General features: G+C 60.8%; 23 protein-coding genes (1 of these 23 running past the window's edge). 6 read left to right on the top strand and 17 right to left on the bottom strand.

Translation table 11 applies throughout. The features are described 5' to 3' along the window. Positions 1–272: 272 nt before the first annotated feature. Positions 273–1,277 (top strand): metallophosphoesterase family protein, encoded by a 1,005-nt coding sequence (locus tag VLA07_RS22750; protein WP_103368397.1) that lies wholly within the window; start codon positions 273–275, stop codon positions 1,275–1,277. A 55-nt stretch (positions 1,278–1,332) separates the two neighbouring features. On the opposite strand, the gene ccoP (VLA07_RS22745) is transcribed toward VLA07_RS22750, so the two are convergent. The 8 genes from ccoP (VLA07_RS22745) to ccoN (VLA07_RS22710) form a co-directional block, all read right to left on the bottom strand. Next, the gene (gene ccoP, locus VLA07_RS22745) at positions 1,333–2,316 is read right to left on the bottom strand and encodes a cytochrome-c oxidase, cbb3-type subunit III (RefSeq protein ID WP_027613250.1); all 984 of its coding nucleotides are present in this window, start codon (positions 2,314–2,316) and stop codon (positions 1,333–1,335) included. Further along, positions 2,313–2,498, bottom strand: coding sequence for a CcoQ/FixQ family Cbb3-type cytochrome c oxidase assembly chaperone (locus VLA07_RS22740; protein WP_003175465.1), 186 nt, complete (start codon positions 2,496–2,498; stop codon positions 2,313–2,315). The genes ccoP (VLA07_RS22745) and VLA07_RS22740 overlap by 4 nt, the downstream gene beginning before the upstream one ends. A 6-nt stretch (positions 2,499–2,504) precedes the next feature. Next, the gene (gene ccoO / locus VLA07_RS22735) at positions 2,505–3,113 is read right to left on the bottom strand and encodes a cytochrome-c oxidase, cbb3-type subunit II (protein ID WP_024164411.1); all 609 of its coding nucleotides are present in this window, start codon (positions 3,111–3,113) and stop codon (positions 2,505–2,507) included. After that, positions 3,113–4,555: a cytochrome-c oxidase, cbb3-type subunit I gene (gene ccoN / locus VLA07_RS22730; RefSeq protein ID WP_007969186.1), complete on the bottom strand. Its 1,443-nt coding sequence runs from the start codon at positions 4,553–4,555 to the stop codon at positions 3,113–3,115. The genes ccoO (VLA07_RS22735) and ccoN (VLA07_RS22730) overlap by 1 nt, the downstream gene beginning before the upstream one ends. Positions 4,556–5,040: 485 nt before the next feature. Then, a complete protein-coding gene (gene ccoP, locus VLA07_RS22725; RefSeq protein ID WP_097087653.1) occupies positions 5,041–5,991 on the bottom strand; it encodes a cytochrome-c oxidase, cbb3-type subunit III in 951 nt (316 codons plus the stop codon). Next, positions 5,988–6,185, bottom strand: a complete 198-nt coding sequence (locus tag VLA07_RS22720) for a cbb3-type cytochrome oxidase subunit 3 (protein ID WP_027613249.1) — start codon at positions 6,183–6,185, stop codon at positions 5,988–5,990. Before VLA07_RS22720 ends, ccoP (VLA07_RS22725) begins: the two co-directional genes overlap by 4 nt. A 5-nt stretch (positions 6,186–6,190) precedes the next feature. After that, positions 6,191–6,799, bottom strand: a complete 609-nt coding sequence (gene ccoO, locus VLA07_RS22715; RefSeq protein WP_145593285.1) for a cytochrome-c oxidase, cbb3-type subunit II — start codon at positions 6,797–6,799, stop codon at positions 6,191–6,193. A 10-nt stretch (positions 6,800–6,809) separates the two neighbouring features. After that, positions 6,810–8,234: a cytochrome-c oxidase, cbb3-type subunit I gene (gene ccoN, locus VLA07_RS22710; RefSeq protein ID WP_098967987.1), complete on the bottom strand. Its 1,425-nt coding sequence runs from the start codon at positions 8,232–8,234 to the stop codon at positions 6,810–6,812. A 95-nt stretch (positions 8,235–8,329) separates the two neighbouring features. Between ccoN (VLA07_RS22710) and VLA07_RS22705 the strand changes: the two genes are divergently transcribed. Beyond that, positions 8,330–9,007, top strand: a complete 678-nt coding sequence (locus VLA07_RS22705) for an alpha/beta family hydrolase (RefSeq protein ID WP_333991469.1) — start codon at positions 8,330–8,332, stop codon at positions 9,005–9,007. 990 nt (positions 9,008–9,997) lie between these two features. Here the strand turns inward: VLA07_RS22705 and VLA07_RS22700 are convergent. From VLA07_RS22700 to inhA, 4 genes are all read right to left on the bottom strand, one after another. Beyond that, positions 9,998–10,465: a hypothetical protein gene (locus tag VLA07_RS22700; RefSeq protein WP_333991467.1), complete on the bottom strand. Its 468-nt coding sequence runs from the start codon at positions 10,463–10,465 to the stop codon at positions 9,998–10,000. Between the two features lie 182 nt (positions 10,466–10,647). Beyond that, positions 10,648–12,213: a methyl-accepting chemotaxis protein gene (locus VLA07_RS22695; protein WP_003223402.1), complete on the bottom strand. Its 1,566-nt coding sequence runs from the start codon at positions 12,211–12,213 to the stop codon at positions 10,648–10,650. A 102-nt stretch (positions 12,214–12,315) separates the two neighbouring features. Then, a complete protein-coding gene (locus tag VLA07_RS22690) occupies positions 12,316–13,107 on the bottom strand; it encodes a CPBP family intramembrane glutamic endopeptidase (RefSeq protein WP_333991466.1) in 792 nt (263 codons plus the stop codon). 235 nt (positions 13,108–13,342) lie between these two features. Next, positions 13,343–14,029 (bottom strand): isonitrile hydratase, encoded by a 687-nt coding sequence (gene inhA, locus VLA07_RS22685; RefSeq protein ID WP_333991464.1) that lies wholly within the window; start codon positions 14,027–14,029, stop codon positions 13,343–13,345. 89 nt (positions 14,030–14,118) lie between these two features. Here inhA and VLA07_RS22680 point away from each other — a divergent pair, with 89 nt between their 5' ends. Continuing rightward, positions 14,119–15,102, top strand: a complete 984-nt coding sequence (locus VLA07_RS22680; protein WP_333991462.1) for a GlxA family transcriptional regulator — start codon at positions 14,119–14,121, stop codon at positions 15,100–15,102. On the opposite strand, the gene VLA07_RS22675 is transcribed toward VLA07_RS22680, so the two are convergent. The 4 genes from VLA07_RS22675 to VLA07_RS22660 all read right to left on the bottom strand — a co-directional run bounded on the left by VLA07_RS22675 (position 15,071) and on the right by VLA07_RS22660 (position 19,448). After that, a complete protein-coding gene (locus VLA07_RS22675; protein WP_333991461.1) occupies positions 15,071–15,964 on the bottom strand; it encodes an alpha/beta fold hydrolase in 894 nt (297 codons plus the stop codon). The genes VLA07_RS22680 and VLA07_RS22675 overlap by 32 nt on opposite strands. Before the next feature lie 84 nt (positions 15,965–16,048). Beyond that, on the bottom strand, positions 16,049–16,438 hold the full coding sequence (locus VLA07_RS22670; protein ID WP_135295325.1) for a hypothetical protein: 390 nt from the start codon (positions 16,436–16,438) through the stop codon (positions 16,049–16,051). 390 nt (positions 16,439–16,828) lie between these two features. Then, positions 16,829–18,655 carry a glycoside hydrolase family 15 protein gene (locus VLA07_RS22665; protein ID WP_333991460.1) on the bottom strand — a complete coding sequence of 609 codons (1,827 nt, stop codon included), beginning with the start codon at positions 18,653–18,655 and terminating at the stop codon, positions 16,829–16,831. Beyond that, positions 18,648–19,448, bottom strand: coding sequence for a glucose 1-dehydrogenase (locus tag VLA07_RS22660; protein WP_333991459.1), 801 nt, complete (start codon positions 19,446–19,448; stop codon positions 18,648–18,650). The genes VLA07_RS22665 and VLA07_RS22660 overlap by 8 nt, the downstream gene beginning before the upstream one ends. Before the next feature lie 250 nt (positions 19,449–19,698). On the opposite strand from VLA07_RS22660, the gene VLA07_RS22655 reads away from it, so the two are divergent. Further along, positions 19,699–20,871, top strand: coding sequence for an MFS transporter (locus tag VLA07_RS22655; protein WP_333991457.1), 1,173 nt, complete (start codon positions 19,699–19,701; stop codon positions 20,869–20,871). Between the two features lie 111 nt (positions 20,872–20,982). On the opposite strand, the gene VLA07_RS22650 is transcribed toward VLA07_RS22655, so the two are convergent. Beyond that, positions 20,983–22,116, bottom strand: a complete 1,134-nt coding sequence (locus VLA07_RS22650; protein ID WP_333991455.1) for a cupin-like domain-containing protein — start codon at positions 22,114–22,116, stop codon at positions 20,983–20,985. Positions 22,117–22,249: 133 nt separating this feature from the next. On the opposite strand from VLA07_RS22650, the gene VLA07_RS22645 reads away from it, so the two are divergent. Then, positions 22,250–22,984 (top strand): thioesterase II family protein, encoded by a 735-nt coding sequence (locus tag VLA07_RS22645; protein WP_333991454.1) that lies wholly within the window; start codon positions 22,250–22,252, stop codon positions 22,982–22,984. A 244-nt stretch (positions 22,985–23,228) separates the two neighbouring features. Further along, a protein-coding gene (locus VLA07_RS22640; RefSeq protein WP_333991452.1) for a non-ribosomal peptide synthetase crosses the window boundary here: on the top strand, positions 23,229–26,358 show its start. It continues 9,191 nt past the right edge of the window; 3,130 of the gene's 12,321 nt are visible here — the first part of the coding sequence; the start codon lies at positions 23,229–23,231; its stop codon lies beyond the right edge, outside the window.

Here is a 26,358-nt window from a genome sequence, read left to right as displayed (position 1 = left end):
GTTTTGCTGTCATTCAACATAGCGGCTTCATCCTTGAAGTGGCTCCGATGAGGGTCAACGGGCTGTGGACGACCCTACAGAGCATAGCGAATCGAGTCCATCAGGCATGTGTCTCAAAGTATTAATTTCGAAGGCGGTTTTAATATTCCAGAAATATCATTAGTTAATTAATGGGTTTTGTTTTCTTGTTTTTTTCGAATAGCTTATTGGCTGTTCTGCAGCGTGTTAGTTGCATGTTCATGTTTTGAAATTTAACGGAATAATGGAGTGTTATGAAAATCAAGGAAGTTAAAAAGCTCTTCGCTTGTCTGTGTCTGGTGTCCCTGACTTCTCTCGCCAGTGCCAATGAAGGTATGCCGCAGCACATGGTATTTGCATCAGACCCGCAATACCCGTGGACAGAAAAGTCGGACAGTGGCGAGGATGAGTCGAGCGCGGATTTCGAAAAGCGCGCGAAATGGCTGGTGGAAACCCAGTTCGCGAGCATTGCCCAGTTCCGCACCGAGATGGGCGGGCAGGCTGCCGTGCCATTGATGATCAACGGTGACATGACCGCGTTTGGCCACGGCTGGCAGCGCTCTTTCATCGGTTCGATGCTGAAGAAACACTTTGGCGATCACGTGCTCTACGGATTGGGCAATCACGACTACCAGAACAACGTGAATGACTGTTTCAGTGAAAGTTGCGCAGCGGGCAGTATTGTTGATTACCGTGATCATCATGTCGGTAAAGTCGATGAATTTGATCTGGAAGTTACTGGAAGCTTTGTGAATAAACACTATCTGGGTAGTCTGGCTTATTCAAAGAATGTGGGTGAAGTGCATCTGGTGCAGTTGAACAATGAACCCACTTATGCGGTGAAGATTTCTCACGCGTTGAATCCGACCACATTCGATATCACGGCGTCGCTGGACTGGCTGGAAAATGATTTGCGAATAGCGCGAGCGCAGGGCTACGCGATCATTATCAACATGCACAAGCCCTATGAGTGGAAAGGCAGTTGGGATCAAGAGAAGCGCTTTCGCGAAATGATTGAAAAGTATCAGGTGACGGCGATGTTCGCCGGCCACTTCCACGACGAGGGTGGTAGCCAGACCTATATGGGGAGCGTGCCGATGTTTCTCAGCGGTTCAGCTTCTCAGCAGACGTACCTGACCGCCACTTTTTCCAAGGATCGCAAGCAATTGGAGGTGAGTCTGGTCGAGGACAATCAGTGGCGCAAACGTACGCCGGTGGCCACCGTGCCGGTGAAGTCGATCTGGGCCAGTAACCCATAAAAAATCCCCCGCCAGAGCACTGGCGGGGGATTCTTCATTACATCAAGCCCTGGCCTTATTGCGCCTCGGCCTCCGGCGCTTTTTCACCGTGAGACAGGCTGTACACGTACGCTGCCAGCAGGTGCACCTTGTCGTTGCCTTGCAGTTGTTCCTGCGCCGGCATCTGGCCCTGACGGCCGTAACGGATGGTCTGCTGCAGTTGGGCGAAACTCGAACCGTAGATGAACGCGGCCGGGTGGGTCAGGTTCGGTGCGCCCATCGCCGGGGTGCCTTTGCCTTCCGGACCGTGGCAGGCCACGCAGTTGGCGGCGAACAGTTTCTGGCCGTTGGCCGGGTCAGCCTTGGTGCCTTCCGGCAGTTTGCGGCCATCGAGCTGGGTCACCACGAAGGCTGCGACATCGGCTACGCCTTGTTCGCCAATGACTTCGGCCCAGGCCGGCATCACCGCGTGTCGACCGCCCATGATGGTGGTCTTGATGGTTTCCGGCTCGCCGCCCCAGCGCCAGTCGGCGTCGGTCAGGTTCGGGAAGCCATAGGCGCCCTTGGCGTCGGAACCGTGGCATACCGAACAGTTGGAGGCGAACAGACGGCCGCCCATCTTCAGTGCTTGCGGATCCTTGGCCACTTCTTCGATTGGCATCGCCGCGAACTTGGCGAAGATCGGACCGAACCTGGCGTCCGAGCGGGCCATTTCCTTTTCCCACTCATGCACGCCGGTCCAGCCGGTCTGGCCGTTGGCGAACGCGGTCTGCTTGTCGTTATCGAGGTAGTTGTAGCCCGGCAGCAGGCCTTTCCAGTTGCCCAGGCCCGGGTACAGCACCAGATAACCCAGGGCGAACACGATGGTGCCCACGAACAGCATGAACCACCATTTCGGCAGTGGGTTGTCGTACTCCTCGATCCCGTCGAAGGAGTGGCCGACCGTTTCGTCCGTCTGTTCGCTGCGCTGGCCCTTGCGGGTCGACAGCAGCAGCCAGGTTAGGGCGAAGATCGTACCGAGACTGAGGACTGTGACGTACAGACTCCAGAATGTAGTCATTCTTTGTTACTCCTAGAAGCTTGCTCGACGTGCTTGATGGCTTCGGGATCATCCGCAAAAGGCAGCAAGGTTGCGTCTTCAAACTCCGACTTGCGCTTGGGGCTGAATACCCACAACGCCAAACCGATGAAGGCCACCATCACGACAACGGTGCCCAGGCCGCGAATCATCCCGATATCCATGAAGAATCACCGTTTGCTTTTGATGATGGTGCCCAGGCCCTGAAGGTAGGCCACCAGCGCGTCCATTTCGGTTTTGCCCTTCACGGCATCTTTTGCACCGGCGATGTCTTCGTCGGTGTAAGGGACGCCGAGCGTGCGCAACACTTCCATTTTCTTGGCCGTGTCTTTGCCGTCGAGCTTGTTTTCCACGAGGAACGGATAAGCCGGCATTTTCGACTCAGGTACCACGTTGCGCGGGTTGTACAAGTGCGCACGCTGCCAGTCATCGGAGTAACGACCGCCCACGCGAGCCAGATCCGGGCCGGTACGTTTGGAACCCCACAGGAACGGGTGGTCCCAGACGCTTTCACCGGCGACCGAGTAGTGGCCGTAGCGTTCGGTTTCAGCGCGGAACGGACGGATCATCTGCGAGTGGCAGCCGACACAACCGTTGGCGATATAGACGTCGCGGCCTTCCAGTTCCAGCGCCGAACGCGGCTTCATGCCCTCGACCGGCTTGTTGGTGACGTCCTGGAAGAACAGCGGAACGATCTGGGTCAGGCCGCCAATGCTGACGGCGATGACCATGAAGAAGGCCAGCAGGCCAATATTCTTCTCGACAGCTTCATGCTTCATCAGTGAGCTCCAACAACAGCGATCTGGGCGGCGGCTTCGGCTTCAGCCGCGTTCGAGGCGCGCACGGTGCGCCAGACGTTGTAAGCCATCAGGAACATGCCGCTGGCGAAGAAAGCACCGCCCAGGGCACGGACGATGTAGCCCGGGTGGCTGGCCTGCAGCGCTTCGACGAACGAGTAGGTGAGGGTGCCGTCATCGTTGATTGCACGCCACATCAGACCCTGAGTGATGCCGTTGACCCACATCGAGGCGATGTACAGCACGGTACCGATGGTCGCGAGCCAGAAGTGCGCGTTGATCAGGCCGACGCTGTGCATCTGCGCACGACCGAACAGTTTCGGGATCATGTGGTAGATCGCGCCGATCGAAATCATTGCCACCCAACCCAAAGCGCCGGCGTGGACGTGGCCGATGGTCCAGTCGGTGTAGTGCGAGAGCGAGTTGACGGTCTTGATCGCCATCATCGGACCTTCGAAGGTCGACATGCCGTAGAACGCCAGCGACACCACGAGGAAGCGCAGGATCGGGTCGGTGCGCAGCTTATGCCAGGCGCCCGACAGGGTCATCATGCCGTTGATCATGCCGCCCCAGCTTGGCGCCAGCAGGATGATCGACATCGCCATGCCCAGCGACTGTGCCCAGTCCGGCAGTGCGGTGTAGTGCAGGTGGTGCGGGCCGGCCCAGATGTACAGGGTGATCAGTGCCCAGAAGTGCACGATCGACAGGCGATAGGAGTAGATCGGACGTTCGGCCTGTTTCGGCACGAAGTAGTACATCATCCCGAGGAAGCCGGTGGTCAGGAAAAAGCCCACGGCGTTGTGGCCGTACCACCACTGGATCATCGCGTCAGTCGCGCCCGAGTAGGCGGAGTAGGACTTGAAGAAACTCACGGGCAGGGAGGCGTGGTTGACGATGTGCAGCATTGCGGTCACGACGATGAACGCGCCGTAGAACCAGTTGCCGACATAGATGTGTTTGGTCTTGCGCTTGGTGATGGTGCCGAAGAACACCAGCCCGTAGGAGACCCAGACAATGGCCAGCAGAATGGCGAGCGGCCATTCCAGTTCGGCGTATTCCTTGGTGGTGGTGTAACCCAGCGGCAAGGTAATGATGGCGCCGACGATGACCGCCTGCCAGCCCCAGAAGGTGAAGGCGGCAAGGCTGTCGGAGATCAGTCGCGTCTGGCAGGTTCGCTGCACGACATAGTAGGAAGTGGCAAACAGTGCACAACCACCGAAGGCGAAAATCACCAGGTTTGTGTGCAACGGGCGCAGGCGTCCAAAGCTCGTCCACGGCAGACCGAAGTTCAACTCCGGCCAGACCAGTTGCGAGGCGATGAAGACACCGAGCCCCATGCCAAGGATCCCCCAGACCACCGTCATGATGGCGAACTGGCGGACTACCTTATAGTTATAAGCAGTCGGACTGATTGCTGTGCTCATTCTAAGGTTCCACGGTTTGGGTGTTTTATTAGGATTAAAATCGGCCGCAAGTATGCAGAGAGCAGGGGGTCATTGCAACGCGCCATGACCTGGATCAATGCTTTCCAACGCTGATTCTGCGGCCTTTCCATACGCCGCGTAAGGTCAAAATTGGCCTCGGACAAAATGTCGCAGCGGACGAAAAAAGCGAGGGGATCAGGTCGCTTGTAACGGGGTGTGTTCAAACGCTCAGTTCGGGTGACGGACGGTAAATGGCACGACAGCCGGTATCTACCGGCGTTTGCGGCCACATCAGTCAGCCGGTTCGCAGAACACAGCAGTCAGCGTTGACCTGGAACCAGCACAAGCCAGTCCGCATCGAGCAAGCGTAGACCCGAATCCGGGGAACCGAAAGGAGAGGGTGTGACGGGGTGCGACAATGCGTCGCAAAGGGGCGGGATGCTGCCGCACCGAGAATGGTGCGGCAGAGGTGTGTGCAATGATTGCTATTTGTTGTCTTCAGTAATCAGCTTATCTGTATTCAATCCATGGCTCAGGCTGTACACATAGGCAGCTAGCAATTGCACTTTATCGTTGCCCAGCAGTTCGTTCTGCGCTGGCATGTGGCCCTGGCGACCGTGGCGTATGGTCTGCTCAAGCTGTGTCAGGCTGGTGCCGTAGATAAATCCGGCCGGGTGCGTCAGATTCGGCGCACCCATGGCTTCAGTGCCGTGGCCGGTTGCCCCATGACAGGCTACGCAGGTGGTGCTGAACGCTTGCTGTCCGGCTTGCAGGTCAGCCTTGCTGTCGGCAGGCAGCGGCAGGCCGGCCAGTTCGTGACGCACATACGCCGCGACGTTCTTCACCCCGGCTTCGCCCAGCACTTCGCCCCAGGCCGGCATCGCCGCCATCCGCCCACCCATGATGGTGGTCTTGATGGTCTCGGCGTCGCCGCCCCAGCGCCAGTCCTTGTCGGCCAGGTTAGGGAAGCCGAAAGCGCCCTTGGCGTCGGAACCGTGGCACACCGAGCAGTTGGAGGCGAACAGTCGGCCACCCATTTTCAGCGCCTGCGGATCCTTCGCGACTTCCTCCACCGGCATGGCGGCGAATTTGGCGAAGATCGGCCCGAATTTGGCGTCGGCCTTGTTCATTTCCTTTTCCCACTCGTGGACGCCGGTCCAGCCGTCCTCGTAGCCGGGCAGGATGCCTTTCCAGTTGCCGAGGCCCGGATACAGGATCAGATAGCCCACGGAAAACACCAGCGTGCCGGCGAACAGCATGAACCACCACTGCGGCAGCGGGTTGTCGTACTCCTCGATGCCATCGAAGCTGTGGCCCATGGTCTGGTCGACGCTGCCCTTGGTCTCGCCCCGGCGGGTGCCGATCAGCAGCCAGGTCAGGCCGATCAGGCTGCCGATGGTCAGTACGCAGATCCACGTACTCCAGAAGGTGGTCATGGCCGGGTACTCCTTGTTTCAGGTGCTTGGGTAATGTCGGGTTGCGGCTCGTCGGCGAACGGCAGCAGGCGCGCTTCGGCGAACTCCGGCGTGCGCTTGCGGTTGAACACCCAGATCGTCAGGCCGACGAAGGCGACGAACACCACGACGGTGCCGAGGCCGCGAATCAGCCCTGCACTCATTTCAATGATCATCGTGCTCACCTCTTGCTCTTGATCGCAGTGCCGAGCACTTGCAGGTAGGAGACGAGGGCGTCCATTTCGGTCTTGCCCTTGAGGCTGGCGACCGCGCCGCTGATGTCAGCGTCGGTGTACGGCACGCCGAGGGTGCGCATGGTCTTGAGCTTGGTTTCGGTGTGGCTGCTGTCGACCGCTTGCGTCACCAGCCACGGGTAGGCCGGCATTTTCGACTCCGGCACCACGTTGCGCGGGTTGTACAAGTGCGCGCGGTGCCAGTCGTCCGAGTAACGCGCGCCGACCCGGGCCAGGTCTGGCCCGGTACGCTTGGAACCCCAGAGGAACGGGTGATCCCATACGCTCTCACCGGCCACCGAGTAGTGCCCGTAGCGTTCGGTTTCGGCGCGGAACGGCCGGATCATCTGCGAGTGGCAACCGACGCAGCCTTCGCGGATATAGATGTCGCGGCCTTCCAGTTGCAGCGCGGTGTAGGGCTTCATGCCCTCCACCGGTTTGTTGGTGACGTCCTGGAAGAACAGCGGGACGATCTGGGTCAGGCCGCCGATGCTCACGGCGAACACCATCAGCAGCATCAGCAGGCCGACGTTCTTTTCAATCGTTTCGTGTTTCATGGCGGACTCCTCAGGCCATCTGCGCGGCAGCAACGACGTCAGCAGGCTGCGAGGCCCGCACGGTGCGCCAGGTGTTGTAAGCCATCAGGAACATGCCGCTGAGGAAGATCGCCCCACCCACCAGACGCACGATGAAGCCTGGGTGGCTGGCCACCAGGGTTTCGACGAAGGAGTAGGTCAGCGTGCCGTCCTCGTTGACTGCGCGCCACATCAGGCCCTGGGCGATGCCGTTGACCCACATCGAGGCGATGTACAGCACGGTGCCGATGGTCGCGAGCCAGAAGTGCGCGTTGATCAGGCCGACGCTGTGCATCTGCTCTTTGCCGAAGACTTTCGGGATCATGTGGTACAGCGCGCCGATGGAAATCATCGCCACCCAGCCGAGCGCGCCGGCGTGAACGTGGCCGATGGTCCAGTCGGTGTAGTGGGAGAGGGCGTTGACGGTCTTGATCGCCATCATCGGACCTTCGAAGGTCGACATGCCGTAAAACGCCAGCGAGACCACGAGGAAGCGCAGGATCGGGTCGCTGCGCAACTTATGCCAGGCGCCCGAGAGGGTCATCATGCCGTTGATCATGCCGCCCCAGCTCGGTGCCAGCAGAATCAGCGACATCACCATGCCCAGCGACTGCGCCCAGTCCGGCAGCGCGGTGTAGTGCAGGTGGTGCGGGCCGGCCCAGATGTACAGGGTGATCAGCGCCCAGAAGTGCACGATCGACAGGCGATACGAATACACCGGACGTTCGGCCTGTTTCGGCACGAAGTAGTACATCATCCCGAGGAAACCGGCGGTGAGGAAAAAGCCTACGGCGTTGTGGCCGTACCACCATTGCACCATCGCGTCGGTCGCACCGGCGTACACCGAGTAGGACTTGGTCAGGCTCACCGGCAACTCAAGGTTGTTGACGATGTGCAGGATCGCCACGGTGATGATGAACGCGCCGAAGAACCAGTTGCCGACGTAGATGTGCTTGGTTTTGCGCTGCATGATCGTGCCGAAGAACACGATGGCGTAGGCGACCCAGACGATGGTGATCAGAATGTCGATCGGCCATTCCAGCTCGGCGTATTCCTTGGAGCTGGTGTAACCCAGTGGCAGGCTGATCGCTGCCAATAGAATCACAAGCTGCCAGCCCCAGAAGCAGAACGCGGCGATTTTCGGCGCGAACAATTGCGTCTGGCAGGTGCGTTGCACCGAGTAGAACGAACTGGCGAACAGCGCGCAGCCACCGAAGGCGAAGATTACCGCGTTGGTGTGCAGCGGGCGCAGACGGCCGAAACTGGTCCAGGGCAAATTGAAGTTGAGTTCCGGCCAGACCAATTGGGCCGCGAGAAAAACCCCGAGCCCCATGCCGACGATGCCCCACACCACCGTCATAATGGCGAATTGGCGGACCACCTTGTAGTTGTAGGCGGTACTGATAGAAGTGTTCATGGTTCCCCATCCACGGTTCAGCCGAAGTGAGCGCGCGCAGAAAACGCCGCGAATCCTTCGCCTGGAGTTATAGGCAGACTAAAAGCGAGGCAAGCATGGACAAACAGCACAAGGCCAGTATTGACGGGGATCAATGGGCGCAGTGCGTGCGGGATCATGGGTGGTTGTGGGATGCCGCGTCGGGCGAGGCTTCGGCGACTTTGATCCTGGCGCATGGGGCAGGGGCGCCGATGGACAGTGAGTGGATGACGGATATGGCTGGGCGCCTTGCTGCACTTGGGGTGAATGTGTTGCGGTTTGAGTTTCCGTATATGGCGCAGCGGCGGGTGGATGGCAGTAAACGGCCGCCTAATCCGGCGCCGAAACTGCTTGAGTGCTGGCGCGAAGTGTTCGCTGAAGTGCGACGTCATGTCGCTGGGACTTTGGCCATCGGTGGTAAGTCCATGGGCGGGCGGATGGCCAGTCTTTTAGCTGACGAGTTGGGCGCCGATGCGCTTGTCTGTCTCGGTTATCCGTTTTATGCGGTTGGGAAACCTGAGAAACCGCGGGTTGAGCATTTGGCTGGGTTGAAGACGCGGACGCTGATTGTTCAGGGCGACCGAGATGCTCTTGGAAATCGGGACGCTGTCGAGGCTTACGATCTATCGCCGAGTATTGAGGTGTTTTGGTTGGCCTCTGGGGATCATGATTTGAAGCCGTTGAAGGTTTCCGGGTTTACGCATTCGGATCATTTGGCCAGTGCTGCGCAGAAGGTTGCTTCGTTTCTTCGATGAAATTTGGGTGTATATCCGTTGCTGCGGTCACGGCGGCTTAGGGTTCCGCCCTTACGGCGGGTCACTTTTTCCAGACGCCGAAAAAGTAACCAAAAAGGCTTGCTCCTACGTCCGGCCCGCTCGCCGGAGCTCGGGGTCCCTTCGCTCCGGGCTCCATCCGGGCGCAGCGCCTACGGTTTGCTTCGCTGCACCTCCTCTCGCTGTGTTTGGCTTCGCCAAACGGTCGCTGCGCTCCCACCCCCGGATGAATCCCTCCGCTCAGCCTTCCGATGTCGCCTGTGGATCAAGATCAAGAGCTGCAGCCGAGCTTGCGCTCATCCTGTTGAGTGGTGAGGGGCAAGAGCGGTGCGCGTTCTGCTCTTGCCTTTGTGTGGGAGCCCGCCTGCTGGCGATGGCGGCCTGACAGCCGACCAGTTCCTTGCTGATGCACCCGGCCCCACTGTGGGAGCGGGCTTGCTCGCGAAGGCGGCCTGACAGCCGACTATTCTCTTACTGACTGCACGCAATCCCTGTGGGAGCGGGCTTGCTCGCGAAGGCGGCCTGACAGCCGACTATTCTCTTACTGACTACATGCAATCCCTGTGGGAGCGGGCTTGCTCGCAAAAGCGGCCTGACAGCCGACTATTCTCTTACTGACTGCACGCAATCCCTGTGGGAGCGGGCTTGCTCGCGAAGGCGGCCTGACAGCCGACTATTCTCTTACTGACTGCACGCAATTCCTGTGGGAGCTGGCTTGCCAGCGATGGCGGCCTGGCAGCCGACCAATTCCTTACTGAAGTACCCGGCCCTACTGTGGGAGCGAGCCTGCTCGCGAAAGCTGTCTTCCGCGCGCCATCCATTTCAAACAGGCAATAAAACCCCGGAGGCTTTCGCTAACCAGTTTTTCACGATCAAAGATCGCAGCCTGCGGCAGCGCCTACAAGGAGTCATTCTTTCAAATTACATTGAAGGGGTACTCCTCCGGAGTTGCAGCGAGCACCCCTGCCAGAGTTAGCCAGCATCCGACGGTCTCAGTCTCGTCATGGTGAAAGTCGCCTTGGGATTCAGGCGATAGCGATGACTTTTGAACACGGCCTCGAATGATCCCGTAGCGATATCCGTTTCAGCATCATATTTAATGCTGAGGATCGCCGAGTCGGCGTCCACCGAAGCCATTCCGATAAATCCCGGTGGCGCAGGGATCCAATGGCTGTGAACAAATGTCAGCCCGTCGTCGAAGTTATAGACGCCTGTGAGTGACTCATCGGATTGGTAAGGCAAAGTCATGGAGAACGAAAAATAGCTTTCATCGTCGAAATTTCCTGTTCCACCACTGATGGACCAATACCGCTCGCCCAAGAACTCGTCCTGATAGAAAGATCTGAATTTCGCTGTTTTCCGTTTACCGCCCAATCTCCATTGAAACCTGTCATCACTGACGAGCGGTTTTTTCGGGAGAAACATAACGTGAGTGGTCATTGTTAAACCTGCCTTTTCGAGTAAGAGGAGGTGTTACAACCGACTGCAATTACGGTTTCTCTTGATACCTGCTCGAATAACTCTGCGTCTACTGTCAGATCTGACAGGTGCACAAGCAATAAAAAACCCGGAAGCTTTCGCTGTCCGGGTTTTTTGCGGGGAGATTAGCAAGAGCTTTGCTTTTAGCGGTTAAACCGCTCCACCAACGAATACTGAGTATTCGCCGTCTTGGTCAGCTCTTCACTCAGCAACGCCGAGTTATGCGCCTGTTCCGAGGTCTGGTCCGCCAGTTCCGAAATGTTGCTGATGTTGCGGCTGATTTCTTCAGCCACCGCACTTTGCTCTTCGGTCGCGGCAGCAATCTGCGTGGTCATGTCCGTGATGTTGGCCACCGCTTCGCTGATGCCGACCAGTGCCTGATCCGCTTCCAGTACCCGCGCCACACCTTCTTCCGCCTGGCGATGCCCGGCTTCCATGGTTTGTACGGCGCTGGATGCAGTTTGTTGCAGCTTGGCGATCAGGGCGTGGATCTGGCCGGTGGATTCGCTGGTGCGTTGTGCCAGTTGGCGGACTTCGTCGGCGACCACGGCAAAACCACGGCCCATCTCGCCGGCACGTGCCGCTTCGATGGCGGCGTTGAGGGCGAGCAGGTTGGTCTGGTCGGCGATGCCTTTGATCACGTCGACCACGCCGCCGATTTCGTCGCTGTCCTTGGCCAGTTGGGTGACCGTCAGGCCGGTTTCACCGACCACCACCGACAGGCGCTGGATGGCTTCGCGGGTTTCCCCGGCGATGTCGCGGCCGCGACCGGTCAGGCGGTTGGCTTCCTGGGTGGCGTCGGCTGTGCGCTGTACGTGGCTGGCCACTTCCTGCGTGGTGGCGGCCATCTGGTTGACGGCGGTGGCGACCTGTTCGGTTTCCACGCGCTGGCGTTCCAGACCGCTGGAGCTGTTGTGCGCCAGGGCGTCGGACTGTTTGGCCTGATCGGTCAGGTGCTCGGCGGTGTCCTGCAAACGGGTCAGGCAGGTTTTCAGGCGCGCTTCCTGGCTGAGAATCGACATTTCCAGACGCGCCTGCGCGCCACGGCTGTCGGTGTACATCTGTGCGATCAGCGGGTCGGAGGTGGTCTGCTCGGCCAGACGCAGCAGGCGCTTGAGCCCACGTTGCTGCCATTGCAGGCCCATCAGGCCCAGCGGCACCGACAAGCCGGCAGCGAGGGCAAAGCCCCAGTGCGAGTTCAGAGTCGCGCCGATCACGAAGCTCAGTTGGCTGACCAGAATGAACGGCAACCAGTCCTGCAGCACCGGCAGCCATTTGTCGCTGGAAGGGATTGCCGACTTGCCTTGGTTGATGCGTTGGTAGAGCGCTTCGGCACGGCGGATCTGTTCGGCGGTGGGTTTGATCCGCACCGACTCGTAACCGACCACCTGATTGCCGTCGAACACCGGTGTCACGTAGGCGTTAACCCAGTAATGGTCACCGGATTTGCAGCGATTCTTGACAATGCCCATCCATGGCAAGCCTTGTTTCAGTGTGCCCCACATGTGCGAAAACACCGCAGCCGGGACGTCGGGGTGACGAACCAGGTTGTGCGGCGCACGGATCAGCTCTTCACGCGAAAACCCGCTGATTTCGACGAAAGCGTCGTTGCAGTAGGTGATCACGCCTTTAGCGTCGGTTGTGGAAATCAACCGCTGCTGAGCCGGGAAAGTCCGTTCGCGTTGTGTAATGGGCTGGTTATTACGCATGGTTTTTCAATCCGCAAGGCTTTGAAAGGTTGTCGGCGCTGTCAGGAAATTATTGAAGTTTTTTTTCAGATATAAGTACGGCGTCGCAAAACCGCTCTTGCTTCAACCGGCCAGCATCGGATAGGTGAACAGCGCAAAATGCAGCAGGTTCAGCCCGAAATGTGTGGCGATCGCCGCAGCAAGGCCACCAAAACGGTAGGCCAGACCATAGCCGACACCTGCCAGACCCGCCAGCAACACCCAGTGCCATCCCGCGCCCACGTGCGCCAGGGCAAAGATCAGCGACGCCAGCAGCAGAGCGAGGTTGTCGCCGTGGGGCAGGTGCTTGAACAGGCGACTCAAGCCGCCCTGTATATAGCCGCGAAACAGCGCTTCCTCGACCAGCGTCACCAACAGCAGATTGTTCAGCAGCCACAGCCACGCCTGATCGGGCCACTTCGGCGCCCAGGCAATCATGCCGAACAACAGTGCGCCGCCTAGCGCCAGCACGGCGCTCAAGGTCAGGGCGAGGACGCTGGCGTACACCGTCGGACGCAGCGAGCGTGCCGCGACAATCCACGGGCAGGCGAGCAACAGCCAGAAGCCGATCAAGGGTTTGTCCAGATTCAGGTACATCGCAAACGGCACGGCGTCGTCGGTGAAACGCAGTGGGGCAATGGCCCGGCCGTTGGCGAATCCCGGCAACCAGTGCAGCGCCAGCGACAGGGCGAGGAAGATGAACACGGCATGCCCCAACAGGCGCGCCACCGGCACTTGCTGTTGGCGTACGGCGAAACCGGTCACCAGCAATAGTCCCACGGAGATCAGCGCGAGCCAGCCGAGTTGGCCAAAGCTCAACGCTAATCCATAACCGAGGCTGAGAAGTGCCAGATAGAGCCATGGCAACGCCTTCATCGAAAGTCCTTGTGCAGAATTTTGTGGAAGGGCTTTCTACACGGGTGAGGGCGTCGGGACAAGTAAAGCTGTGGCGGGATGCGGGGACAGGCTCCAAACCTGAGGCCATCCACAAAACCCATTGTGGGAGCGGGCTTGCTCGCGAATGCGGTGTGTCAGGCGATAAAAATCTCGACGGATACACCGCATTCGCGAGCAAGCCCGCTCCCACAGTAGATCTGTGTGTGGCTGAGGATCAGCGCAGATCGAGTTTCGCCGCCGCGCGCTCGGTGATTTCCGTGCGCAGTTTCAACGAAGGCGCTGCACGGTGCCGAGCCTCATCGACGACAGCACTCGGCGCCGTCTGCGGACTGCCCGATTGAAACGGCGGCGCCGGCGCATATTCCAGCTGCAGTTGAATCAACTGCGCCGCCTCGGCCCCCACCAGTTCGGCGGCCAGCACCAGCGCAAAGTCGATGCCTGCGGTAATCCCGCCACCGGTAAACAGATTGCCGTCGCGCACCACCCGGTCCTGCACCGCAATCGCGCCGAGTTTCGGCAGCAGTTCGTGATAGGCCCAGTGGGTGGTCGCGCGTTTGCCTTTAAGCAGACCTGCCGCGCCCAGCACCAGCGAACCGGTGCACACCGACGTCACATATTTGGCCTGCGCCGCCTGGCGTTTGATGAACCCCAGCGTCTGCTCATCTTCCATCAGCGGCCCGACCCCGGCGCCGCCGGGAACGCAGATCACATCCAGATTCGGGCAGTCCTCGAAGGTGGTGGTCGGTTTCAACAGCAGGCCGGTGGTGGCGGTGACCGGCACCAGATCTTTCCAGATCAGATGCACCTGCACGTCCGGCAGCGAGGCCAGCACGTCATAGGGGCCGGTCAGGTCCAGTTGCTGCACCTGTGGAAACAACAGAAAACCGATCTGCAACGTCATGGGGTTTTTCTCCATTTGAGGGGTGGACGGCTTCACTGTAGGCGCGTAGGTTCTGGCGCATACGCCAATCACCCCACGAATTACGCCAAATGCCTAAAGCCATTCACGTACTCGCGTTCGCCAACATGCAGATCCTCGACGTCACCGGCCCGCTGCAAGTGTTCGCCTCGGCCAACGACATCGCTCGCCAACGCGGCTTGCCGGTGCCGTATGCACCGTCGGTGATTGCTCGCGAGGGCGGGGCGGTGATGTCCTCGGCGGGGCTGGCGGTGCTCGCCGAACCGTTGCCGCAAGACGGCAGCGACACGCTGATTATCGCGGGTGGTTGGGGGATCTATCCGGCATCTGAAGATGAGTCGCTGGTGGATTGGGTACGCGAGCACGCAGCGAAATGTCGACGCGTCGCCTCGGTGTGTACGGGGGCATTTCTACTGGCGGCGAGCGGCTGGCTCGACGGACGTCGCGTGGTCACCCACTGGACTCGTTGCGAACAACTGGCCCTGCAGCACCCGAAGCTGCAGGTCGAAGCCAACCCGATTTTCATCAACGACGGCCCGGTCTGGACCTCGGCCGGCGTCACCGCCGGCATCGATCTGGCGTTGGCGATGGTCGAGGAAGATCTGGGCCGCGACATCGCCCTCGACGTCGCCCGGCATCTGGTGGTGTTCCTCAAACGCCCCGGCGGGCAATCGCAATTCAGCGTGACCCTGGCCCTGCAGAATCAGGGCAATCGCTTTGATGAGCTGCACGCCTGGATCGCCGAAAACCTCACCTGCGACCTCGGCGTCCCGACCCTGGCCGAACAGGCCGGCATGAGCGAACGCAGTTTCGTCCGCCACTACCGCGCCGACACCGGCCAGACCCCGGCCCGCGCCATCGAACTGATCCGCGTCGAAACCGCCCGGCGCCTGCTCAGCGACACCGGGCTGCCGGTGAAACGGATTGCGGCCAACTGCGGGTTTGGCAGTGAAGAAACGTTGCGCCGCAGTTTTCTGCGGGCGATCGGGGTGACGCCGCAGGCGTATCGGGAGCGGTTTTCGGTCAGTGCCGGAGCAGATCCAGTAATGCCTTGAGGGTTTGCTGCGGTGCTTCTTCGGGAATGTTGTGGCCGACACCGGGCAGCACGCGCCTTTCGTACAGACCGGTGAAGTGGTGTACATCTTCATCTTCTTCCGGCGCAGGACCGACCCCATCGTCGGCACCGCACAGGGAAATAGTCGGCGCGCTGATCGGCGGTTGTTTGATCAACGCGTCTTCCATCCATTGCAGCGCCGGATCGCCTGCGGCGTACATGAAGCGATGACGGTAGGAATGAATCACCACGTCAACGAAGTCCGGGTTGTCGAAGGCCGGTGCGCTCAGCGGATAACGTTCGGCGTTGCGTGCCCAGGTTGGTGACCACAATTTCCAGAGCAGTTCACAGAACGCCTGCCGGTTTTGCGTCAGGCCCGCGACGCCGCGTGGCGTGTGGAAATAGTACTGGTACCAATAACGGTGCTCGGTCTCGGGATCCAGTGGTCGGGTCGAATTGGCGATGTCCTGCACGTTATAGCCATCCCCCGTCACCAGCCCGCGCACCCGCTCGGGAAACAACGCCGCAACAATGCACGCTGCCCGACCACCCCAGTCGTAACCGCAAAGCGTGGCGTGTTCGATACCCAATGCATCCATCAACTCCAGCAAGTCCTGGGCGAGGGCTGCTTGCTGGCCGGAGCGCAGTGTTTCGGGGTAGTTGAAGCGAGTCGGCCCGTAACCGCGCAGGTACGGGACGATCACCCGATAACCGTGGGCGGCGAGGATCGGGGCGATTTCGTCGTACGCCCGAGGCGAGTAGGGGAAGCCATGCAGCAATATGACCGCGTCGCCGCTGGACGGGCCGTGCTGTTCAAAGGCAACGCTCAAGTTGGGTGTCGGTACGCGTTGAATGTCAGACACGGCAGATTCCACGGCAATGGGCGTCAGGCAACACTAGACCATTATTTTGTGGCGAGGGAGCGCCACTTTTCGGCGTCAATACCGCTAAGCCTCGGCTTCCGCCACCTGATTGAAATACTTCGTCCGATCCGGGGTAAACGTCACCCGCATCTTCGTCCGCGAGCAGGTCAGCGAACGTTCCTCACCCAGATCAATATCCAGATCCTCGCCCCGCAAGCCCTGCCACTGGGCGAGGTATTTCAGCGAGCCGTATTTCTCGTTTTTCTTCAGGCTGCGGCTCACGCCACCTTTCCAGCCGAGCACCGGCAGTTCGCCGGCGAGGCATTGTTGCGCAAGGTCGGGGAAGCGGGTGGCGCGCTGGCGGCCGATTTCCCAGCACTTGATCAGGCCTTTGTCGGCGGCTTCCCACAGTTGGGTGCGGGTCAGGCCGCTGCGCAGGGGCGTGGCGATGGGGCGGTGGACGTGCTGGGTCATTCTGGTTCCTTGAATTCGGGTTTTATTGGACAGCTCCGCTGTGCCCGTTGCGGTGGATGGTAGGGGGGGATGTAACAGCTGGCAACAGGGTATTTCAGGGTGTAAGTGCAGGTTGCGGGGGAGGGATTTGCCTGGGTGTTGTTTAGAAGAAGCAGGAACAAACTACCCAAACTGTGGTGAGGGGATTCATCCCCGATCGGCTGCGCAGCAGGCGCAAAGCCAAGCAACGCGGTGCTGTTGACGAAATGCACCGGAAAAATCAGGACTGCTGCGCCGCCCGTCGGGGATAAATCCCCTCACCACAGGGGATCTGATTCTGTTTATTTCTGTGTAGGGGTTAGCCCGGCGAAGCGCACTGATGCGGCATATTTCCTACAGACACTGACGAAATTACGGCTGCCAAACACTCTTCTCCCCACTCAAACGCCGATCAAGAAAACTCGCCGCACTGATCAGCGCCAGATGCGTCAGCGCTTGCGGGGTATTGCCCAGATGGCGGCCCTTGCTGTCGAACTCTTCGGCATACAGGCCCAGCGGGTTTGCGTAGCGCAGCAGTTGTTCAAACTCAAGATGCGCCTTCTCCACCTGACCGGCGCGGGCCAGGCATTCGACGTACCAGAACGAGCAGGCGGCAAACGCGCCTTCGGTGCCGGTCAGACCGTCGATGTTGGCGTCATCGTTGCGATAGCGATAAACCATGCCGTCGCGCACCAGAGTCTTTTCGATCGCTTCAAGGGTCGATAGCCAGCGCGGGTCCTTGGCGCTGACGAAGCGCACCAGCGGCATCAGCAGCATCGAACCGTCGAGCGCGGTGCCGCCCTTGTACTGGACGAAATGCCCGCGCTCTTCGTCCCAGAAGTTGTCCCAGATGTCGGCGTAGATCGCCTGCCGGGTCTGATCCCACTGGGCGAACGGTGCTGGCAGTGAGCGTTTCGACGCCAGGCGAATCGCCCGGTCCAGGGCCACCCAGCACATCAGTCGCGAGTGCAGGAAGTGATGCTGCTCACCGCGCATTTCCCAAATGCCTACATCGGTTGTCTGCCAGGTCTCACACACCTGATCGACTACTTCGCGCACGTGTTTCCAGCCTTGGTGGGAAATCGCGTCGCCGTACTTGTTGACCAGGTACACCGCGTCCATCAGTTCGCCAAAGATATCGAGCTGAATCTGGTCGTACGCGCCATTGCCGATGCGTACCGGTTGCGCGCCGCCATGACCGGAGAGGTGAGAGAGTTCGGTTTCCGGCAGTTCCTGACGACCGTCGATGGCATACAGAATGTTCAGTTTCGTCGGCTGGCCGCAGCAATCGCTGACCCGCCCGCGCAGCCAGCCCATGTAGGCATTGGCCTCATCGACAAAGCCCAGGCGCATGAACGCGTAGACGGTGAACGAGGCGTCGCGGATCCAGGTGTAGCGATAATCCCAGTTGCGCTCGCCGCCGGGAGTTTCCGGCAGGCCGAAGGTGGCGGCGGCGAGGATTGCGCCGTGCTTGCGCGAGGTCAGCAGCTTCAACGCGAGGGCCGAACGATTGACCATCTCCCGCCAACGCCCGCGGTAGTTGGACTGGCCGATCCAGTCGCGCCAGAACTTCAACGTGCGCTCCAGGCACATTTTCGCGCCGTCATCCTTGAAACGCGGATCGTCGGCGCCACCGAGGACGAATTCGGCGTGCTGATCCTGTTTCAAGCTGAAGGAAGCAACGGCCGACTCGCCGTCGATGTGCAACGCCTGATCCGCCACCAGCCGCAACGATGGCTGACCCTCGGCGCTAAATATCACCGATTGTTGATCCATCTGCGCCCGGGTGTCGGCACGCGCGTAGTCATGGCGCACCGCGCAACGCATGTGAAACGTCGCTTCACCGCTGACCACCCGCACTCGGCGCATCAGCAACGGCAGGTCATCAACGCTGTCGCCGATCGGCAGCAGATCGGTAATTTCCACCACGGCCTGTTCGCTGAGCCAGCGCGTTTGCAGAACGTTGGTGTCCGGCAGATAGATTTGCTCGCGCCGGGCATCGGGCAAGTCCGGGGCGAGCTGGAAAATCCCTGCCTCGGGCGTGTCGAGCAGCGAACAGAAGATCGACGGGCTGTCGAATTCCGGCCAGCAGAAAAAATCCACGCTGCCCTTGTCGTTGACCAGTGCGGCACTGCGCAGGTCGCCGATGATGCCGTGGGCGTCGATCGGGCTTTGTCGTTCAGGATGATGCTCAGCCATTGCCACGAAACTCCGGATAAAGACTCATGCCGCCGTCGATGAACAGGGTGGTGCCGACGATGTAGTCGGCGGCGTCGGAAGCGAGAAACACCACCGCGTTGGCGATGTCCTCGACATCGCCGATGCGACCGTAAGGGATCAGCTCCAGCAGCTTCTCACCGGCGGCGCCTTCGGTGGCGTCCTGATTGATGGCGGTGCGAATCGCCCCCGGCGCGATGCCGTTGATGCGGATACGCTGATGGCTGACTTCCTGGGCGAGGGTCTGCATCAACTGATCGACGCCGCCCTTGGACGCCGCATAGTTGACGTGCCCGGCCCACGGAATGCGCTGGTGTACGGAGCTCATGTGAATGATCTTGCCGGCCGCGCGGGACACGCCTTCACGCACACCCTGGCGATTGAAAATCCGCAGCGCGGCGCGAGCGCAGAGGAACTGGCCGGTGAGGTTGACGCCGATCACCGTGTTCCAGTCTTCGAGGGTCATGTCGACCGCTGCGGCATCCTTTTGCAGGCCGGAGTTGGCCACCAGGATATCCAGCGAGCCAAAGGCCTCAAGGGTCTCGGCGAACAGCCGTTCAACCTCGTCTTCCTTCGACACATCGGCGCCGATGGCCAGTGCCTGACCGCCGTCGGCGATGATCTGCCGGGCCAGCGCTTCGGCGGGTTCGGCCTGACGGTTGTAATTGATCACGACGGCTGCGCCGGCAGCAGCCAGCGCTTTGGCGGCAGCGTGGCCGATGCCGGAGCTGGCACCGGTGACCAGTGCCACTTGGCGGGCGAGGGATATTTGCATGCGAAGTCGTGCCTTGAGTGAGGGCCTATTTAGCTGACTGGTCGCAAGCCATGAGAGTTCATTCGACGGTGCGGTGTTGTGGTGAATATGCCGGCCTCTTCGCGAGCAGGCTCGCTCCCACGGTTAGAATGCGCTGCCCCCGTGGGAGCGGGCTTGCTCGCGAAGGGGCCTTCACATTCCACCAACAATTCCTCGCTTCCACGTCACTCGGCCCTATGGCAACTTGGCGGCCCCTGATGAGGCTGTACCCATGGCAAACCCCTACCGCGAATTATTCACCGCCCCCGGCGCCCGGGCTTTTGTACTGGCCGGGATGATCGCGCGCATGCCGATTTCCATGACCGGCATCGGCGTGATCACCATGCTCTCGCAGCTCAAGGGCGGGTACGCGCTGGCCGGTGCGGTGGCGGCGACGTTTGCCCTGGCCACGGCGTTTTGTGCGCCGCAGGTCTCGCGTCTGGTGGATCGTTTCGGCCAGGGCAAAGTGCTGCCGCTGTCGGCATTGATCGGTGGCGGGGCACTGTTGATGTTGCTGCTGTGCACGCGTTTGCAGGCGCCGACCTGGACGCTGTTCATCTTCGCCGCGCTGGCCGGGTGCATGCCGAGCATGTCGGCGATGGTGCGTGCGCGCTGGACTGAGATCTATCGCGGCCAGCCGCAATTGCAGACTGCCTATGCGCTGGAATCGGTACTCGATGAGGTCTGTTTCATCGTTGGCCCGCCACTGTCAGTGGGATTGTGCGTGGTGGCGTTTCCCGAGGCCGGGCCGTTGGCCGCGCTGTTGGCGCTGGCGATCGGGGTGACGGCGTTTGTCGCCCAGCGCAGCACCGAGCCGGCGGTGCATCCGCAGGAATCACAGCATCAGGGTTCGATCATTCGCTCGACCGACGTGCAATGGCTGCTGGCGTTGATGCTTGCCATGGGCGTCATCGTCGGTGTGGTCGATGTGGTCAGCGTCGCCTTCGCCCAGCAGCAGGGTCAACCGGCGGCGGCGAGCATCGTGTTGTCGGTGTACGCCATCGGCTCGTGTCTGGCCGGTATCGCGTTTGGCGCGATGCGTTCGAAACTGCCGTTGCCGCGGCTGTTTCTCTACGGCGGCGTGGCGACAGCGGTGACCACGCTGCCGCTGTTGCTGGCGAGCAATATTTTCGGTTTGTCGCTGGCGGTGTTTGTCGCGGGATTGTTCTTCTCGCCGACACTGATCGTGGCGATGGCGCTGATCGAGCGCATCGTGCCGCCGGCCAAACTGACTGAAGGCCTGACCTGGCTGGTGACGGGGCTGAGTATCGGCGTGGCGATCGGCGCCGCCGGCTCGGGCGCGTTGGTGGATGCGTTTGGCGCCCGCAGCGGATTCTGGCTGGCGATTATGGCGGGGGCGGTGGTCCTCATGTCGGCAGTACAAAGCTTCCGCCATTTGAAATGAGCTCACCATTGTGGGAGCGGGCTTGCTCGCGAAGGCGTCAGATCAGTCGACATCGATGTTGAATGAACGACCGCTTTCGCGAGCAAGCCCGCTCCCACAGGATTTACGGGGTTACCAACCCCGTCCCGAATTCACCCAGAAATTCACCGACAGTGACGTCGACACCGATTCCACCTGATGGAACCAGCCCTCCGGCAGAAACAGCAGATCCCCGGCCTCCAGCGTCACGCGCAGGAACGTCACATCGCGTGCTGCGGGAAAGCGCTCATAGTCCGGTGCGTCGGGGTTGAAGTCGCAGCCGTCCAGGCCACCCTTTGGCGCTGTCGACCAGGTGCCCAGTGCTTCGCGGTGATGCGGGGCGGCGAGTGTGAACTGCTTCTGGCCCCAGACCTGCGCGAACAGGTTGTCGGTGTCGTCGCGGTGCAGCGGCGTCAGCGTGCCTTTGGGGCCGATCCAGATGCGTGGCGGGATGAACAGCGAAGCATCGAAGTAGGGCGGGTACTTGATCTGCTGCAGCAATTGCGCCGGCAGGATGTTGTTGCCCATGTAGGCCGGTGGTTCGCCGTCAGCCCGTTTGACTGCCGGTTGGTCCAGCGAGGCAATGAACTCGGCCATCGACGTCGAGCGGAAATCACGTTCGGTGGAAAAGGTTTTCTTCACGTAATCGCCGTGGCGGGTGATGCCCTGCAGTTCGGCGAAATGCACCAGTGATTCCTCGCGACTGAGCTTGAACAGCGGCCAGTCCTGCAGGGCATCGCTGATCACCACCGGGATGCCGTTGGGCAAGTATCTGCTTTTGAATTCGCTGACCGACAATTCATCGCGCGCATGGCGCTCGATGCGGGTCTGCACCGGCAGCCCGGCGGTGAGTTGTTCGCTGAAGCGTGGCGGGGTCGGGTAGCGCTTGTTCATGTCGACCTTTTGCGCCACTGCGCCACCGTGCATCGCATGCTCGATGATCTGCGGCAGCAGCGTCGCCAGGCCCATGTTGCCGCCGATTTTCAGGCGTCCGCTGGCGAACAGTTCTTCGACATTGACTCGGCCGCCCATGATCCCGAGAAAATCACTCTCGGCGACTTCAATGGTCACGTCGGGGCTGGGATGGCGTCCGGGCGCGGTGCGACTGCTGGTCTTGACCTCGGACCAGTAGGCCTGCTGCGGGCCAAACACGAATTGGAAAACGCCTTCGATGCCGACGGCACCGGCGTTGGCGAACAACTTGCCCAGGATGCTCTGCAGGTCCACGGTGAATCCTCGTTATTGGTTTTGGCCTGAACAGTTAACGAGCGCCTGTTGGCGCAATTTACCGGCGCGCGACTAATTTGCCGGGGGCGTAATCCGTTTCTCTCTACAGACAAATTTTTCGAGGAAAAGCCGGGTGAACAAGCTGACCCTGCTGTGCCTGCCGTACTCCGGCGCCAGCGCCATGGTCTATAGCCGCTGGCGGCCAAAACTGCCGCAATGGCTGCAACTGCAACCGGTGGAACTGCCGGGGCGCGGCGCACGTTTCGACGAGCCGCTGCACACGGATATGCGTGCGCTGGCGATGCAACTGGCCAAGGAATTGCGGCCGAATCTCAAAGCGCCGTATGCGTTGTTCGGCCATAGCCTGGGCGCGCTGCTGGCCTGCGAAATCGCTCACGCGCTGCGCGCATTGGGCTGTCCAGAGCCGGTGGCGCTGTTTGCCTCGGGCACGGCGGCGCCGACGATGCGCGCCGATTATGATCGCGGTTTCGCCGAGCCGAAAACCGATGCCGAATTGATCGATCAATTGCGCACGCTCAACGGCACGAGCGAAGAAGTGCTGGCCAATGCCGAGCTGATGAGCCTGACCCTGCCGATCCTGCGTGCCGACTTTCTGCTCTGCGGCAAATTCGAGCCGTTGTCGCGGCCGTTGCTCAACTGCCCGGTGCATGTACTGGGCGGCAAGGCGGATCGCGCGACCACCGAACAACTGATCGGCTGGAGCAAGGAAACCCGCGGCAGCTTTTCGGTGGACATGCTCGCCGGCGGGCACTTCTTCATTCATGAGCATGAGGCCAAAGTGCTCAAGGTGATCAAGGATCAGCTGGAAGGGCATCATCGTCGGCATGTCATGGCCGCAATCGCCTGAACAGCGCATCACCCAATGTGGGAGCGGGCTTGCTCGCGAAAGCGGTATTTCAGTTATTGCATCGTTGACTGACACACCGCTTTCGCGAGCAAGCCCGCTCCCACATTTGATTTGTGTGCATGAAAAAAGCCGCCCTACCTCCCGCCTGACAGTTGTTCTCATTCGCTAATTTTTCCGGTCTGCATTCGTTTTATAGGGACGACGTGCCTTTGTGCTTCCTGCCTACTGATCCGGATGCTGAGAAATGAATGCTGAAGACTCCTTGAAACTTGCTCGCCGGTTTATCGGGTTGCCCCTGGAAAAGCGCCAGATGTTCCTCGCGGCCCTGCACAAGGAGGGCGTGGATTTCGCGCGGTTCCCGATACCGGCCGGCATCGCAGCCGAGGATCGTCAGGCGCTGTCTTACGCGCAGCGACGCATGTGGTTCCTGTGGCAACTCGATCCGCAGAGCGGCGCCTACAACCTGCCCGGTGCGGTGCGACTCAATGGTCGACTGAACCAGTCGGCGCTGGAGCAAGCTTTCGCCAGTCTGGTGGAGCGCCACGAAACCCTGCGCACGGTGTTCCAGCGCCAGGCCGATGACAGCCTGCTGCAAGTGCCAGCCACCGCGCCGCTGCTGATTAACCGGGAAGACTTCAGCGCACTGCCGGCCAGCGAGCGCGAGCAGGCGGTGATCCGTGCCGCCGAACAGCAGTCGGTGTTGCCATTTGATCTGGCGGTCGGCCCCTTGCTGCGGGTGACCTTGCTCAAGCTTGCCGAGCAGGAACACGTGCTGCTGCTGACCCTGCACCACATCGTCTCCGATGGCTGGTCGATGAACGTGTTGATCGACGAATTCATCCGTTGCTACGACGCGTTCGACGCCGGTCAGACGCCGCAATTGCCGCCACTGCCGATCCAGTACAGCGACTATGCGCTGTGGCAACGCCGCTGGCTGGAGGCCGGTGAGCAGACGCGCCAACTCGATTATTGGCAGGCACAACTGGGCGACGAACACCCGGTGCTGGAGTTGCCACTGGATCATTCGCGCCCGGCGATGCCGAGCTATCGCGGCACTCGTTACGAGTTTGCGGTCGACGGCCAACTCGCCGAGCAACTGCGCAGCGCTGCGCAACAGCATCAAGTCACTTTATTCATGTTCCTGCTCGGCGCCTTCAATGCGCTGCTGCACCGATACACCGGGCAGACCGACCTGCGCGTCGGTGTGCCGATCGCCAACCGTAATCGCGGCGAGATCGAAGGCCTGATCGGCTTCTTCGTCAATACCCAGGTGCTGCGCACGCAGTTGCACGGCCAGACCCGGGTCGACGAACTGCTGCGGGCGGTCAAGGAAACCGCGCTGGGTGCCCAGGCGCATCAGGATCTGCCGTTCGAGCAACTGGTCGAAGCGCTGAAGCTGGAACGCAGCCTCAGCCACACGCCACTGTTCCAGGTGATGTACAACCATCAGCCGCACGTCGCCGATATCGCCACCATCAGCACCGCATCCGGCCTGCAACTCGACAGCCTCGACTGGCAGAGCCGCACCACTCAGTTCGACCTGACGCTGGACACCTGGGAGAAGGGCGGCAAGCTGCACGCCGCGCTGACCTACGCCAGCGACCTGTTCGATGCACCGACCATCGAACGCATGGCGCGGCACTGGCTGCGCCTGCTGACGGCGATGGTCGCTGATCCGTCGCAGCGCATCGGTGAGTTGCCGCTGCTGGAGGCTGACGAGCAGCGCACCCTGGTACACGACTGGAACAACGTCCACGCGCAGTACCCGAGCGACACGCCGATTCATCAGTTGATCGAAGCACAGGTCGCGCGTACGCCGCAGGCCCCGGCACTGGTGTTCGGCGAACAGACGCTGAGCTACTCCGAGCTGGATGCGCGGGCCAATCGTCTGGCGCATCTGTTGCGCGAACAGGGCGTGCAGGCGGACAGTCTGGTCGGCGTTTGCGCTCTGCGTTCGGTGGAAATGGTCGTCGCGCTGCTGGCGATTCTCAAGGCTGGAGGCGCCTATGTGCCGCTGGATCCGGAGTACCCGCAGGAGCGTCTGGCCTACATGATCGAGGACAGCGGCATCACTTTGCTGCTGACGCAACAGGCGTTGCTGGCAGCGCTGCCGACTGACGGCGTAAACGTCATCACCCTGGATCAGCCGGGGCTGCTCGACCGTTACAGCGATAGCCGTCCGGAGGTCAGCGTCGATCCGCTGAACCTGGCCTACGTGATTTACACCTCGGGTTCCACCGGCAAGCCGAAGGGCGCCGGCAACAGCCACGCGGCGCTGGTCAACCGTTTGTGCTGGATGCAGGAGGCCTATGCGCTGGACGCCAGTGATTCGGTGTTGCAGAAAACCCCGTTCAGTTTCGACGTGTCGGTGTGGGAGTTCTTCTGGCCGCTGCTGACCGGCGCGCGGCTGGTGGTGGCCGCGCCGGGCGCGCACCGTGATCCGCTGCAATTGATCGATAGCATCAACCGCCACGGCATCAGCACGCTGCACTTTGTGCCGTCGATGTTGCAGGCGTTCATTCACGAGGCCGGCGTGGAGAGCTGCAGCGGACTCAAGCGGATTGTCTGCAGCGGTGAAGCGTTGCCGCTGGATGCGCAGCTGCAAGTCTTCGCCAAACTGCCGAACGCGAGCCTCTACAACTTGTACGGCCCGACTGAAGCGGCCATCGACGTCACCCACTGGACCTGTGTCGATGAAGGCGCGGACAGCGTGCCGATCGGCCGGCCGATCGCCAACCTGCGCACCCATGTCCTCGATGCCGAATTGCTGCCGGTGCCGAGCGGTGTCGCCGGTGAGCTGTATCTGGGCGGCGCCGGGCTGGCGCGCAGTTATCACCAGCGCCCGGCGCTGACGGCCGAACGTTTTGTGCCGTGCCCGTTCCATGACGGCGCGCGCCTGTACCGCACCGGCGACCGTGTGCGGCAGCGTGCCGACGGCGTGATCGAATACCTCGGGCGTCTCGACCATCAGGTTAAGTTGCGCGGTTTGCGCATTGAGTTGGGCGAAATCGAGACCCGCCTGATGCAGTACTCGCTGGTGCGTGAGGCGGTGGTGCTGGTGCAGGGCGGCAAGCATCTGGTGGCTTATCTGGTGCTGGAAAACCCGCAGGCAGACGAGCAGTGGCAGCAAGAGGTCAAGGCGTGGCTGCTCGGCAGTTTGCCGGAGTTCATGGTGCCGACCTACCTGATCACCCTCGACAAATTGCCGGTCACCGCCAACGGCAAGCTCGACCGCAAGGCCTTGCCACAACCGGATGCCGCGCCGCAACAGGCATTCGTGGCGCCACAGGACGCCATGCAGAAAGCCCTCGCGGCGATCTGGGAAGCTGTGCTCGGCCTCGACCGCGTCGGCCTCGAAGACAACTTCTTCGAAC

This window comes from Pseudomonas sp. S3(2024), from assembly GCF_036861315.1.
In the GTDB taxonomy this organism is placed as follows: Bacteria; Pseudomonadota; Gammaproteobacteria; order Pseudomonadales; family Pseudomonadaceae; genus Aquipseudomonas; species Aquipseudomonas putida_A.
This window is presented reverse-complemented; position numbering and strand designations above follow the sequence as displayed.